15 protein-coding genes are annotated in these 13,655 nt (G+C 45.6%); 5 read left to right on the forward strand and 10 right to left on the reverse strand.

Features of this window, described 5'->3' with window-relative positions:
• Window positions 1-498: 498 nt before the first annotated feature.
• The 3 genes from CHA6605_RS15385 to CHA6605_RS34205 all read right to left on the reverse strand — a co-directional run bounded on the left by CHA6605_RS15385 (window position 499) and on the right by CHA6605_RS34205 (window position 1,975).
• On the reverse strand, window positions 499-900 hold the full coding sequence (locus CHA6605_RS15385) for a fasciclin domain-containing protein (protein ID WP_041548121.1): 402 nt from the start codon (window positions 898-900) through the stop codon (window positions 499-501).
• Between the two features lie 362 nt (window positions 901-1,262).
• On the reverse strand, window positions 1,263-1,673 hold the full coding sequence (gene arfB / locus CHA6605_RS15390; RefSeq protein WP_015160352.1) for an alternative ribosome rescue aminoacyl-tRNA hydrolase ArfB: 411 nt from the start codon (window positions 1,671-1,673) through the stop codon (window positions 1,263-1,265).
• Window positions 1,674-1,759: 86 nt separating this feature from the next.
• On the reverse strand, window positions 1,760-1,975 hold the full coding sequence (locus CHA6605_RS34205) for a hypothetical protein (RefSeq protein WP_157260002.1): 216 nt from the start codon (window positions 1,973-1,975) through the stop codon (window positions 1,760-1,762).
• A gap of 18 nt (window positions 1,976-1,993) precedes the next feature.
• On the opposite strand from CHA6605_RS34205, the gene CHA6605_RS15395 reads away from it, so the two are divergent.
• Window positions 1,994-4,033, forward strand: coding sequence for an ABC transporter ATP-binding protein/permease (locus CHA6605_RS15395; protein WP_015160353.1), 2,040 nt, complete (start codon window positions 1,994-1,996; stop codon window positions 4,031-4,033).
• A gap of 281 nt (window positions 4,034-4,314) precedes the next feature.
• On the opposite strand, the gene CHA6605_RS15400 is transcribed toward CHA6605_RS15395, so the two are convergent.
• Window positions 4,315-4,731, reverse strand: a complete 417-nt coding sequence (locus tag CHA6605_RS15400) for a cobalamin biosynthesis protein (RefSeq protein ID WP_015160354.1) — start codon at window positions 4,729-4,731, stop codon at window positions 4,315-4,317.
• Between CHA6605_RS15400 and rsmI the strand changes: the two genes are divergently transcribed.
• On the forward strand, window positions 4,730-5,638 hold the full coding sequence (rsmI, locus tag CHA6605_RS15405; RefSeq protein WP_015160355.1) for a 16S rRNA (cytidine(1402)-2'-O)-methyltransferase: 909 nt from the start codon (window positions 4,730-4,732) through the stop codon (window positions 5,636-5,638). The genes CHA6605_RS15400 and rsmI overlap by 2 nt on opposite strands.
• Here rsmI and CHA6605_RS15410 read toward each other — a convergent pair.
• Window positions 5,635-5,919 (reverse strand): hypothetical protein, encoded by a 285-nt coding sequence (locus tag CHA6605_RS15410; protein WP_015160356.1) that lies wholly within the window; start codon window positions 5,917-5,919, stop codon window positions 5,635-5,637. The genes rsmI and CHA6605_RS15410 overlap by 4 nt on opposite strands.
• A 388-nt stretch (window positions 5,920-6,307) precedes the next feature.
• Complete coding sequence (locus CHA6605_RS37305) at window positions 6,308-6,499, reverse strand: PKD domain-containing protein (RefSeq protein ID WP_422678769.1); 192 nt, start codon at window positions 6,497-6,499, stop codon at window positions 6,308-6,310.
• Between CHA6605_RS37305 and CHA6605_RS36235 the strand changes: the two genes are divergently transcribed.
• A complete protein-coding gene (locus tag CHA6605_RS36235) occupies window positions 6,456-6,587 on the forward strand; it encodes a hypothetical protein (RefSeq protein WP_269744490.1) in 132 nt (43 codons plus the stop codon). The two genes, CHA6605_RS37305 and CHA6605_RS36235, sit on opposite strands and share 44 nt — an antisense overlap.
• Before the next feature lie 44 nt (window positions 6,588-6,631).
• On the opposite strand, the gene CHA6605_RS15415 is transcribed toward CHA6605_RS36235, so the two are convergent.
• Window positions 6,632-8,296, reverse strand: coding sequence for an Ig-like domain-containing protein (locus CHA6605_RS15415; RefSeq protein ID WP_157260003.1), 1,665 nt, complete (start codon window positions 8,294-8,296; stop codon window positions 6,632-6,634).
• Here CHA6605_RS15415 and CHA6605_RS15425 point away from each other — a divergent pair.
• The gene (locus CHA6605_RS15425; RefSeq protein WP_051038892.1) at window positions 8,207-8,734 is read left to right on the forward strand and encodes a pentapeptide repeat-containing protein; all 528 of its coding nucleotides are present in this window, start codon (window positions 8,207-8,209) and stop codon (window positions 8,732-8,734) included. The two genes, CHA6605_RS15415 and CHA6605_RS15425, sit on opposite strands and share 90 nt — an antisense overlap.
• 428 nt (window positions 8,735-9,162) lie before the next feature.
• Here the strand turns inward: CHA6605_RS15425 and CHA6605_RS15435 are convergent, their stop codons facing one another.
• On the reverse strand, window positions 9,163-9,738 hold the full coding sequence (locus CHA6605_RS15435) for an REP-associated tyrosine transposase (protein ID WP_015160357.1): 576 nt from the start codon (window positions 9,736-9,738) through the stop codon (window positions 9,163-9,165).
• Between the two features lie 245 nt (window positions 9,739-9,983).
• Window positions 9,984-11,168, reverse strand: coding sequence for an aspartate aminotransferase (locus CHA6605_RS15440; protein WP_015160358.1), 1,185 nt, complete (start codon window positions 11,166-11,168; stop codon window positions 9,984-9,986).
• 268 nt (window positions 11,169-11,436) lie between these two features.
• Here CHA6605_RS15440 and CHA6605_RS15445 point away from each other — a divergent pair, with 268 nt between their 5' ends.
• A complete protein-coding gene (locus CHA6605_RS15445; protein WP_015160359.1) occupies window positions 11,437-11,958 on the forward strand; it encodes a DUF11 domain-containing protein in 522 nt (173 codons plus the stop codon).
• A 24-nt stretch (window positions 11,959-11,982) separates the two neighbouring features.
• On the opposite strand, the gene CHA6605_RS15450 is transcribed toward CHA6605_RS15445, so the two are convergent.
• Window positions 11,983-13,581 (reverse strand): CPBP family glutamic-type intramembrane protease, encoded by a 1,599-nt coding sequence (locus CHA6605_RS15450; RefSeq protein ID WP_015160360.1) that lies wholly within the window; start codon window positions 13,579-13,581, stop codon window positions 11,983-11,985.
• Window positions 13,582-13,655: the final 74 nt, after the last annotated feature.

Below are 13,655 nucleotides of genomic sequence, written 5' to 3' on the forward strand. Positions count from 1 at the left end.
TGTTAACAATCATTAATATTTAATCGTACCCTAGTGTGTTGCTGGGGTCTAGTATCTCGATCGCGTAGCATTGCCGAAGGGAAATCGTTAAGTTAGCTCTGTTTTGGCCATTTAGCTCCAGAAGCAGCTTACCCCATAGAGCACTAAGTAGATAGGCGTAATTAAATATAAAATGCAGCCTCTGACGGAAACAGCTCACCGCATAGGTTTCAAATATAATCTACTTTGCAAATAATTGCACCTACCTACTTACCCCTACAAAGCGATTGTTTGGCTCTCCTGCTATTTTGAGGAGAATGGCAAAATTAGATGCCAATCGTTGGCAGGGCCTCCGAGCATAAGAATTGGGCATTCTTTCCCTTTTCCCATTCAATAAGTCTTACTTATTGCCATAACGGTTGGCTAGCCAAAATTATCTTCAAAACAATGAGCTAGTAACTATTAATAGCTACTAGCTCATTATTAATCGATCGATACTAGAAACAATCTAATATCAATCTACGCAGGTAATAAAACTGTATCGATGATATGAATAACACCATTATCAGCAGCTACATCAGGCGTTGTTACTGTGGAATCGTTAATTTTGACACCACTAGAAGCATCAATTTTAACTTCCGAACCTTCAACAGTTTTAGCTGAAGTCAGTTTGACGACATCAGCCGCCATCACTTTGCCAGAGACAACGTGATAAGTCAAAATTTTAGTGAGTTTAGGAATATCTTTGAGCAATGCTTCAACAGTACCTGCTGGTAGTTTTGCAAATGCTTCATCAGTAGGAGCAAATACGGTAAAAGGGCCTGCACCTTTAAGTGTGTCTACTAATCCAGCAGCTTGAACTGCTGCAACCAAGGTGGTAAAAGAACCTGCACTAACGGCAGTATCAACGATGTCAGCCATATGTTTGTTTACTGTATTTAGTGTCAACATTACCAATGTAACGTACTTTTAAAAAAAAGGGTAATTATCAAAAATTTAATTTTAATTATCAAATAACACGCTAATTGAGTTAAATTTATTGATGTTGTATGTCGCGATCGCGCGCGATCTACGATCGTAACTCTGTCTTTCGATATCTCATATATAAATCGACACACTTTCGGCTTGAATGTTTGGCGATTGCCAAAATAGCTACACCATTTTTAAGACTTTTTCAAGGTCGAGATTGCCGTTCTATTGTGACTATTAAATATAAGTAAATCTATCGCTCTTGAGATCTGCGATCGTTCGAGCTTCGTTTTTTGGATACTTTCACTCAAGTGTTACTCTACGATTTTCCGCGACTCCTTCATTTGCGATCGATGTTTTTTGTCTGCCAATCGTCGCCGCACTTGTCCCTTGCTCGGCTTTGTTAGCTTCCGAGGCAAAATGACTATAGCTACACTCAAAATTAATGCTTTCAATCTGTCGAGTGCTTCCTCGCGATTGCGCTCTTGACTGCGATGTTCTTGTGATTTAATCACAATTATCCCTTCAGTAGTAATGCGGCGATCTCGTAATTCCATCAGGCGATTTTTATAGCGATCGGGCAACGATGATGCCATAATATCGAAGCGCAAATGAATTGCCGTTGCTACCTTATTCACATTTTGTCCGCCCGCACCTTGCGATCGAATGGCACTCAGCTCGATTTCACTCAGGGGAATACTAATATTTTTAGAAATCTCCAACATAACCTAGTTTAAGTTTAATATGTGCGCGAGCGGTTAGAATCGTTGCGAAGGCGATTATCGGTGCGTGCTGCTGAGTGTCTAAAATCTCAGATTGCCCGCATCAGCACGTTTGTTAATTGACGATTTCGACGCTGTGCGCCATCTACCTTCGTTGGCGTAGCCTCTCTATTCTTACAGAATGCTACGCGAACGGAGAATCGAGCAGATCGCAGCACGCTAATATACATTAAGGAAACAATCGCGTTGGCAAAGCCTCTCCTTTGGAGAATCGCCGCGAGCGTCATCAAGATCCTGATGTCCACGATCTCACCTCAATTACTATGACCGCAGTACCGCAGTCCCAACCGTTACTCAAATTTCGATTCGATCGCACACTTTGGCAGCGATTTGTAGAAATTGCCCAACCTTACTTCTATCCCCCAGGGCCGAGAAGTTCGACACAATTTCTATTTTTAATTCTAACACAACTAGTTTTTGTTGTGTCGTTTACGTTCTTTTTTGTTGTCGCTTTAGCCTTAATTGGTTTCCAATTTTCGCCCAAATTCTTTGCAGGGCTGGTAAATGAGATTATTTACCTGAAGTTTCTTTCTAGTCTGGGAAAAAGCTCGTTAGAAATATTTCAAAATCTCCTGACATTTTTACCTGCTTACATATTCTTGGTGTTGCTAATCGGGAGTTGTGGTGTCTTCTATGCTTATCGGCGCAAGCTGCAAGGACGAGAGAAACAATGGCTAATTTTAGCAATACTATTATTTCTAGCCTTCATCGTCAGTAGTCTGAACGTGCTGATTAGTTATGTCTTTCGGTTTATCGATAATGCCCTCAATGGTCGAGATGCTAAAGTATTTTGGGATTTCCTCTGGGTTTATGGAATTACTCTCGTCGTCGCGATTCCAATTCTGATTAGCTATCGTTACACGCGCCGGAAGCTAGCTTTGTTTTGGCGAGCTTGGCTTACTAATACGCTCCTAAAGGATTATTTTAGCAACCGCGCTTACTACGAGTTAGACTCCAACGCTGCCAATACAGACATTGATAACCCAGATCAACGGATGACTGAAGATGTCAATTCATTTACCAACACTATTTTAGATCTGATTTTAGATATCTTAGATTCTGTATTAGATTTAGTTGCCTTTACCGGAATTTTGTATAGCATTTCTACCCAGCTTACATTTGGATTGTTAGGGTATGTCTCGATCGCCAGTGTTCTCGCACTTTGGATCGGGACTAAATTAATCAAGATTAATTTTAACCAATTGCGACTCGAAGGTGATTTTCGCTATGGGATGGTTCACGTCCGCGACAATGCTGAATCTATCGCCTTTTATCGCGGTGAAAATCTAGAGCGCAATCAAGTTGAAACTCGGTTGGGTCGCGTAATTAAAAACTATAATTTATTAATTATTTGGATTGCCTTACTAGATATCTTTCAATATGCCTACAACTATTTTGCCCGATTGGTACCCTATCTAATTGTCGCACCTTTATATTTTGCCAAGCAAGTAGATTTTGGGACGATCGGTCAAGGTATATTTGCCTTTGGGATGGTGCTAAGGGCACTCTCCATCATCCCCACGCGGATTCAGGATATTTCGTCTTTTGCTGCGAGTATCGAGCGGTTAGGGATGCTCTACGAACGCTTTCGACAACGCGAGAGTCGAGAGGTTGTCGGTAGAGAGGGGATTATCATTCATCCCTACACTCATTTTAAGGTCGATGGATTGACACTCAATACGCCAAATGCCGAGCAAACCCTATTCGAGAACCTCTCCTTCGAGCTAACGCCACCACAATCTTTGCTCGTAGTTGGTTCGAGCGGCTGTGGCAAAAGTTCGCTGCTGCGCGCGATCGCCGGACTATGGTGCAATGGTAAGGGCACGATCGAAAGTCCCGACTATACTGAAGCTCTGTTCCTACCCCAAAAGCCCTATATGCTCCTGGGTACATTGCGCGAGCAATTAAAATATCCCAATCGGCGGGAAAATATCACCGATACCGACATCCAATCGGCATTGGCACGAGTCAACCTCGAAGACTTAGCTAACCGCATGGGCGGACTCGATACTGAGAAAGATTGGGCGGGAGTACTCTCCCAAGGCGAACAACAGCGACTGGCGTTTGCCCGGATTCTGCTGAGTCAGCCTAAATATGTCATCCTCGACGAAGCGACTAGTGCGCTAGATGTGACTAACGAGCGGTGGCTCTACGAGCTACTGCAAAGCCAAGACATCAGCTATATCAGCGTCGGACATCGCCCCAGTCTGGTAGATTATCACCAAATTGTATTGGATCTGCGCCCTGAAAATGGCAGCAGTTGGCAGTTGTTACCTGCTAAAGATTATCAGTTTTCAAGTTAGGTGGCTCCTTTTCTAGGGTCACATTAGACATCTAGAGTGAATGGTGAATAGTGAATGGTGAATAGTGAATGGTGAATGGTGAATGGTGAATGGTGAATAACAATTTGTATTACTTTCGGGTGCCCGAAAGTAATACGTGCGACTGCCGCTAATGAGCGGCGCACTTTTTTTGAGACAGTAGATGATATAGCAACCGTCACATCGGTTAGGACATGTTAGTCCGCGTAGGCGGACTTTGCATCACTAGCAGCGATTTCAATCGCTGTCCTAATCGCTATAAATTAGCGATCGCACAGAGCGATCGCGATTGTCACCGATCCAGATTCAGGCTTGAGGCGAAACTTTTGCTTGGGTACTAATAAAATATCGGTGTGTGCCGCACATAGAGCCGCTGCTTCCGCCACACTAGCAGTCCCGACGAGTGCCGATACCAATTGAGATGGGCGCGGCACCGTGACGGAATTTAGACGTTCTGGGCGATAACTTTTTAAAAACCACCCCGACTCGCGACAATATTCCACCAATCCTGGCTCATTTGCCTTGCGATCAAGCGTCGCCAACCCCGCAATTGTGGCAAGATCTAGATCGTACTCTGCGAACACGAACTCGATCGCGCAGTGGATGAGTAGTTTAGAAACACTCTGCTGACAACCTATTCCCACCCACAGCGATTTGGGAGCAATATGAGAAACTAACATGTCAAACGAAGTCACTGGTAAAACTCTATATCTAGTCGGTACGCCGATCGGTAATTTGGGTGATATGACAATGCGGGGAATCCAGGTATTGCGGGACGTCGATACGATCGCGGCTGAAGATACCCGTCATACGGGAAAACTCCTCCATCATTTTGAGATTAAGACGCCGCAAATTAGCTATCACCAGCATAACGAACAACAACGCATTCCCGAACTGATCGCCCAATTGCAAGCCGGAAAATCGATCGCGTTAGTTACCGATGCGGGGATGCCAGGAATTTCCGATCCGGGTTATCTAATTGTCGCCGCTTGTGTGGCGGCGGGGATTCGGGTAATTCCCATTCCAGGAGTAACCGCCGTAATTACGGCTGTGAGTGCGTCGGGATTGCCGAGCGATCGATTTGTATTTGAAGGCTTTTTACCAGTTAAAGGAGAGGAACGCAGAGCGCGATTAGAAGCAGTTGCGGGGGAGGCGCGGACGCTGGTATTTTATGAATCTCCCCATCGGTTGCGTCAGACATTAGCAGATTTTGGGACGACATTTGGTACCGAGCGACAGATTGCCATCGGCAGAGAATTAACCAAATTACATGAAGATTTTTGGCGAGGAGAAATTGGTGCGGCGATCGAGCATTATACTCAAACCGAACCACAAGGGGAATACGCGATCGTCGTTGCAGGTGCGCCAGTCAGTCATCCTCCGCTTTCTGACGAAGCGATCGATCGTGCCTTAATCGAGCTGATGCTCGATGGGACATCGCGTTCTCAAGCCAGCCGGATCGTCGCCGAGCAAATCTCCCAATCGCGGCGATATGTCTATCAATTGGCACTAGCGATCGATCTCGATACCGCTCGCAGCAAGTCATCGAAAGGTTCGGAGCCACAATCGATCGCAGGTAGTGACTAATCGCTCGCCCATGCTAGTGCATCTTTAAAAGTAAATCCCGACATCTCATCGACAATCCCGACTTCTAGCACCGCTTGAAAGACGAGCGAGCATTGTAAGTTGGTAATAGTTTCGCGATCGAGTCCCCAATCTTGGAAGAAAATTGAAAGAACTTTAGTCTTATTTTCGCCAGATCGATCGCCACCAATGATTAAACAGTGAGCTTCGTTTGCCACAACTGGATACTCAACTAAGGTAAATACATTACTGATTTGTTTTTCCCAAACAGGTTGGTAAGACATAGAGCCAGATGAATATTTCAAATAAACGGGTCGATTTTATATAATTGGATGAGTTGTCATTAAGATTTAGGATGGAAACACAAGATACTTGGCTAGACTGGATGTTTGTTGGCGGCTATCTCTCACTACTGGCACTGGTGATATGGGGCGTACTCATTCGCAAGTAGAAACTGAGAAACGTAAGGTGGGCATTGTCAACAGCCCTTGCACAGCCGTAGCAATCAGAACTTAAACTGTTTGGTTCGATCGATCTGTTTGACAATCGATCGACCTAAATTTTACCTGTGATAAACATCTTCACTGCAAATATTAACTTATAATCTGGCGATCGAATACATTTAATACTTATAGAATTCGATCGACTATGTGTTGGCGTGCAGTGCCCACCTTACAAGATTTTATAGGTGCCATTATCGGCAAATGTGTGGGTGATATCTCGTCCGCTAATTGGGTTGAAACCATCGCCGAAGTTCCAAGTGTAGGTTAGTGAGTCGTTAATGCCGGGATCGGTAGCGGTGGCACTAAATTGAGCAAAGGTGCCTTCGTTAATGCTAGTGGTGGGTGCGGTAACGGTGCCGATGGTGGGAGCGACGTTGTTAACGGTGACGTTGACGGTTTGGGTGGCAATGCCGCCGTTACTGTCGAGGACTTCAAGTTTGACGGGATAGCTGCCATTATCGCTGAAGGTGTAATCGATTCAGCAAAGCTGACGCTACGCGAACGATCGTCCTTCGATTGGTGTAGTTGCACCGTTAATATACCAGCGGTAGGTGAGGCTTGCACTGAGCGAAGTCGAAGTGGGATCGTTACCGATGTCGGTGGCGGTGGCGGTGAGGGTGGCGATGGTTCCTTCGGTGATGTTGTTGGGGATGGTAATGGTTTGGATGGTGGGTGGGAGGTTGTTGATGGTAAGGTTGACGGTGGCGAGGTTGGAGACTTGTCCGTCAGAGCCGAAGCCGATGTATTTGAAGCTATCGTTACCGACGTAGGTGGGGGTGGGTTGGTAGGTGATTTTGCCGTCGGGGGTTTGGGTTAGTGTGCCGTGGGTAGGTTGGGTGAGGATTTGGATCTGAGCGACGTTGGTGTCGTTGGTGGTGGGGTTGAAGGTGAGGGGGGTGTTTTGATTGGTGGTGAGGGTGTCGTTGTTGGTGACAGGTATAGGTTGGGTGTCGGTGAAGAGTTTTACATCGTCGATGGTGACGGTGCTGGTTCTGGCACCGAAGCCGAGGAGGTTGAAGTAGAGAGTTGCGTTGGTTGAGGGGGTGATTTGGGTGAGATCGATCGTGACGATGCTACTGTTGTTGCCCAGAGCGGTGATGGTGACTTTATCGCTCTTATGGATGGTGCCGTTGGCTTGGATGTTGAGGAGGGAGTCGGTGTGGTTTAAGCCGATGCTGGTTCCGGCGAGGGGGTCGAAGGTGTTGGTGTCTATTAGTGCAACTTCAAAGGCATCGTTGGCGGTTTTAGAGGTGTCTCCGGTAACGAGGTGGTTATCTTTGATGGTGAATTGGAGGGTTTTTGCGCCAGTTGGGATGATGAAGGCTTGGGTGAGTTCGGAGAGTTTTTGGGACTGTTCGGTGAGGGTGGCGGTGCCGTTGATGATGTTGGTGGCACCTGCGGTGTTCCAGGTGGTGGGGGTGGTGAAGTCGCCGTTGGTGATGCCGATAAGTGCGCCTGCGGTGAGGTGGGCGGGGTTGACTGTGCCGACACCCGACACCCGACCCCCTACACCCACATTAATGGCATTAAGAATAGCTAGATCTAGGGTCGAAGGAAGTTTGCGAACGCCAGGTTTGAGGCTGGTGTTCATGAGGTCGTAGGGGTAGAGGGTGCTGTCGAGGTGGGAGCCGTCTGGGGTGAGGGTGGCAGTGAAGGTGTTGGTGGTGAAGATGCCGTTGTTGATGTGTTTGTCGAATTCGCTGTAGCCGTTGATGATGCCGAGGGTGTGACCCATTTCGTGGAGGATGGCGGTGAGGAGGTCGTATTTACCGGAAGCTGGGCTGTCGGGGGTGGCTTGGAAGTAGGTATCTATTCCGGTGAATTCGCTATTGTCCCCTGGTGTTGTGTCTATGAACCAGCCGACTCCGTTGGCATCGTTGTCGAAGCTGATGGTGGCTTTGTTGGGACGACCGAGTTGGTCGTAGCCTGTGATGCTGGCTTCGGCTAGTTGTCCGGTGGGGAGGTTGGTGATATCGAAGGTGAGGTTGATGGGGGTGGTGGGATTTAGAAGGTTATTCCAGATGGTAACTGCGGTAGACTCGACATTAGTTAATTCAGAGGTGTTCAGATGGTTTGGAAGATTACTGCTGAGGAATTGTTGGCTCGGTATGCTGCTGGAGAACGTAACTTTGCTGGGGTCGATTTGGGAGGAAGTCATTCCAAAAATATTCGTCCCATACTGAGTAACGTTGACTTGAGAGAGATCGATCTCTGCGGAGCTAACTTGGAAATGATTGATTTTTGTCTCTCCGATTTGTCTGGTGCTAGATTGTTCGGAGCTTGTTTGTCCTATTCCTATTTGATTAAAACTAATTTCACTGGGGCTGATTTGCGTTATGCCACTATTGATTGGTCTAATGGAAGAGAGGTTAACTTCACCAATGCCAATATGCAAGGGATTGATTTGACTACTTCCAACTTTTCTAAAAGTATTTGGTATAGTAATAATCTGAAATCTGCTATCTTGATTCGCACCAACTTGATTGATGCTCAAGGTTGGCGTAGTGGTAGTGGAGATGCCTATAATGCTCTTCTCTGGGAAACTATTCATCCCAATGGAGATACTACTGAAGGCCCCGAAAGAAGTGAATGGTGATTGGCTGGCTGAATCATCGATCGAAGCCAAGAGTGATGCGGTAATTCTCCCTTTATTTTTTAGCTAGTAGACGTAGGGTGGGCAGTGCCCACAGCACATATAGAGCCGTAGCCAAAAGAACTTAAACTATTTTATCGATCGCAATCGTTTCACTAATCGATCGATATTAAACACCCGAATATTTATATTGTTAAATTGAAAATAGTATTGGTGGGCAGTGCCCACAGCACATGTAGAGCCGTAGCCAAAAGAATTTAAACTGATTCTATCGAACAATCTCTTCACCAATCGATCGATATTAAGTGTCCAAATATTTATATTATTAAATTGAGAATGGTGTTGGTGGGCACTGCCCACCCTACGTAATTTGGATCTGCTTTTTACTTACACGATATCAATCGTTATTATTAATTTACAAATATTTATTGCTATTCTCCCATTTCTAAATTCATTAAGCTCGTTACTACTGGGGTGAAACTATTACTCCTACACTGACAACCCCAATTGCGATCGTATTCACCCCGCCTTACCCCGCGATGAAAACTCGAATATGGCCAATCATGAACGCATTGTACTAACCCATGCTTGACTGGGTTGAAATGTAAATAATTTAAATGCTTGCGAAGATCGAACTCATCGCGGATCGTATGCTCGTAAAATCTTCTTTGCCAGACATTACTTTCTCGATGCTTTTTACGTGATTCACACACATCATCAGGTAAATTATTTGCGCCGCGTAACGCACGAGTAAATAACACTTTCATCCGTCCGACTCGATAAGAATAGTCGGGATCGTCAGGTGGTAAAGTCCACAAAAAATGAATATGTTCGGGGAGAATGACGGCAGCATCGATATTAAATGGCTTTTCTGCCATCATTACCGTACAAGCTTGTCGCAACATCTCAATATTTTCTGGTACTAAAAATAACTTATACCGCTGATAAGTGATGAGAGTCAGAAAAACACTACTTCCAGGAATATGAGCGCGACGGTATTCTGGCACAGCTAAAATTGAAAATAACTATATAATTACTAAATAAAAACGTAGGGTGGGCATTGCCCACAGACCATTTAGAGGCTCAGCAAAAAGAATTCAACCTATTTGATTCGATTTTCTCCGGTAAGCTACGCGATCGATCTGTTTAAAAATTGAGTGGTATTAAGTACAACAAATAGTTGGCTTGTTAAATCGAGAATGGTGTTGGTGGGCAGTGCCCACCCTACGCGATCTACTATCTGAGATCGAATTTACTCGTAACGAATACCAGCATCTGCTAGGCGTTGAATTGCTTCGCCCAATCTATCTAGATCGGCAATTAAACTAATGCGGACATATCCTTCGCCACCAATTCCAAACGCATTTCCTGGCGTGAAAACAACGCCCGTTTTTTGCATTACCATCAGCGCAAAGTCGGTAGAATTCCAACCGACGGCGCAGGGAATCCACAGATACATCGTGGCTTTAGTGGGTTTAATTTTCCAGCCCAATTTAGCCAAACCTTGAATCATAAAGTCGCGGCGTTCGCGATAACGATTTTGGACTTCGGTGACGTATTCGTCGGGCAATTCCAGAGCTGTTTGAGCGGCGGTTTGGAGGGCGGCAAAAATACCGTAGTCGAGGTTGGTTTTGAGGGTGCGGAGTCCTTGAATAATTTGGCTGTTGCCGACGACAAAACCGACGCGCCAGCCCGCCATATTATAGGTTTTGGAGAGGGTATGGAACTCGACGCCGATTTCTTTGGCACCGGGAATTTCTAGCAGGCTGGTGGGCTTGTAGCCGTCAAAGGCGAGTTCGGCGTAGCAGAGATCGTGAACTAACAGAATTTTGTATTCGCGGGCGAAGGCGACGACATCTTCAAAGAAGGCGCGCGAGGCGGTGGCTCCGGTGGGGTTGCTGGGATAGTTGAAAAAGAGAATTTTGGCTTTGCGGGCAACATCTTCGGGAATGTCGTTGAGATCGATTTCCCAGTCATTTTCGGCTTTGAGGATGACGTTATGGATCTTAGCACCCGCGATCGCTGGCCCCCGAAAGTGGACTGGATAGGCGGGACTGGGTACCAATACGGTATCGCCAGGATTGATATAGGCGAGGGCGAGATGTCCTAAGCCTTCTTTGGAGCCGAGTAGGGGTAGAGCTTCGCTATTGGGATCGAGGGTGACGCCATAGCGACGATAGTACCATTTGGAGATCGCGCTCCGAAAGTTGGCGGTGCCTTCAAATGGTGGATAACCGTGGTTGGTGGCTTCATCGAGAGCAGCTTTAGCCGCAGCAATTACGGGTGCGGGTGCGGCACCGTCTGGATTGCCCATGCCCAAGTCGATTAAATCGACACCCTGAGCGCGGGCGTTGGCTTTGAGTTCGTCCAACCGAGCAAATACGTATTGAGGCAAGGATTGGAGGCGTTCGGCAGGGCTAATCCAGTCTAAGGTCATTGTCTATAATTTAGCGGCAGGTCTCGATGGGCAGCACGAGTGGCAAAACAGGATCGTAGCGAGGTGCGTATCTCTAGAATATCAGGTTAGATGCTATTCCTGTAATTAGATCCTCTGGGTAAAATACTCTCAGATCGAGTAAAAAACTTACCATAACCGATTCTAAGCTTGCTAAGATCGCATCTGGTATGAGTTAAGTCTGCAACTTTATTGCCATTGGCTCGTCCTACATCTATATATTCTACTTACCGTTCGATCGAACATTACTATGTCCAAGTTCTCGACCTTTACTCTAAGTATCGTAGGCACGCTCGCAATTGCGTTTTTGACCGCACAATTACCTTTGCAGGCTAGATTGCGAACTCCGAAAATTTGTGTCGATCGACAACCAATAACTAAGCGAGTAGCTTTAACTTTAACAGCAGATAAAGAAGTAATTACAGACAATATTATCACTTATCAACCAATATCGGGTAAAGCATCTGTTAAGCCTGGAGATATTATTAGATATACGGTAGTTGCCAAAAATAACAGTCATTGTCCGCTCAAAAATTTGATCTTAAAACAACCAATTCCTATGGGAACTAATTATCTCAAAAATTCGGCTACGGCGGTCGCAGGTGCTCAATTATTATTTAGTATCGATGGCGGCAGAACGTTTGTTCCTAAACCAAAAATTGACGGTCGGCCAGCACCAGCAAGTGCTTATAATTATCTACGCTGGAAGTTTAGGCGACCCGTCCCGACTAATGCACAAATCACAACTAGCTATAAGCTGCAAGTAAAATAGACAGAATCATATCTCGATCGGGCTTTAATTGCCGCTGCCAAGAATATACAGACTAACTAAAGTGCTGCTATTCCAAAGACTATGTAGTAACATTGGTGCCAGTAAACTGCGGGTGCGAACGTAAACGATGCCCAAGATAATCCCCAGCGATGTTAAGGGCAGAATTTCGGATAAGCTCAGATGGGCGACGCCAAACAACAAACCACTCAAACAAATCGCGCCCCATGTGGGCATGTAGCGAGTCAAAGAGGGCAGTAGAAATCCTCGAAACAAGAATTCTTCAAACAGTGGTGCTGCCACCGCCGCAGTAGCGAAAAATAGCCATAAGGCGATCGAATCTCGGCCCTGGAGGACTATTTGCAAGATGGGATTGCTACCGCCTTGTCCGTGCCAAATTTTATCGTTAAGAAGGGAGACGATCACGACAATTGGCGTTGCCACTAAGTAGCCGCCAATCCCCCACAGCAACCAATGCGATTTCCAGTTAAACTCAAACCAATCGGCTGGTAAAGGTAGATAAGATTTAATCGATAAATACAATATTCCTAATGCTAAAATAGCCATCAGTACATAACTGGCAAATACATACAGTCCTTGTTGACGGGTAGTTAAGGTCGCTGGATCGATCAGCGCACCAAATAGCGTCGGTAAGACGAACTGTCCGACAAAAAAGAAGCCAACCATAAATACTTGCAAAACTGTCTCCCAATTCCACGGAGCCGACCACGGAGTATCGAGTTTTTCGAGTAAGATCTCGGAAGCAGATCGTTCGCCACGTTGCTGAAATAATCCGATCGCAAATCTCACTGTAAAAAAGACAATTAAACCCACGCCACTGAGGCCGATAAAGATCCGAGGAATCGTAATTAAAGCAAGATTAATTACTGCATTTTTAGCTTTAATTTCTGCTGCAAGATTGAGTTGGGCTAGTTTCTGACGATCGCCTAGATCTGTATATAATTTTTCGAGGACTCGATCGCGAAACCAGCCATCAAAATTGGTCGTGACTTCAGCTTCGAGCTGTGGTGCGGTATTGAGATCGATACTCGACGGTTGTTCCCAGATTGCAATTAAGGATGCGGCGACATGTTTGGATGTCGCAGATTGTGAGTGAGAACCAACTTTTTGCCAAGTCTGAAGTGCCTCTGCCGATTGCGCTCTAGCTGCTTGAAGAATGCCAATTCGTAGATCGATTTTGTCGATTTCTAACTTTGCTGCGGCGATCGTTTTGTTAGTTAGATCGATTTCTAATTGCTGCGATTTACGATTGACATCTGTTGCCGAATTTGCTAAATCTGCTAAACTAGCATTGAGCTTGTCGATCGCCTGAACATCACTTTTGCGGGCAGTTTGATACTGTTGAGTCGCCGATTTCAGAAAATCTGTACCGACGATCGACTTTTGTAAGGCTCCCAAGGCATCTGCTTCATCTGTCGGTTTCCACTCCGATGCGACTAAGACGATATTGGTTTGATATAGCTCGAATTTACCTTGAATTTGAGGTCGATCTAGGGTGTCGAACAGTGAGAAGATCGGCTTGATTAGTACTAATGCAGTTAGTACAATTAGCAAAATGCGGCGCAGAGATGAAAAAGATGATAGCTCTTGGCGATCGAGACTCATTAAAAATTCTAACTAAAAGTTACAACCAGATCCTTATTATATGCCTTTAACTCAGAAGTTTGCTTATCTTTTTA

The organism is Chamaesiphon minutus PCC 6605 (assembly GCF_000317145.1).
Taxonomy (GTDB): domain Bacteria; phylum Cyanobacteriota; class Cyanobacteriia; order Cyanobacteriales; family Chamaesiphonaceae; genus Chamaesiphon; species Chamaesiphon minutus.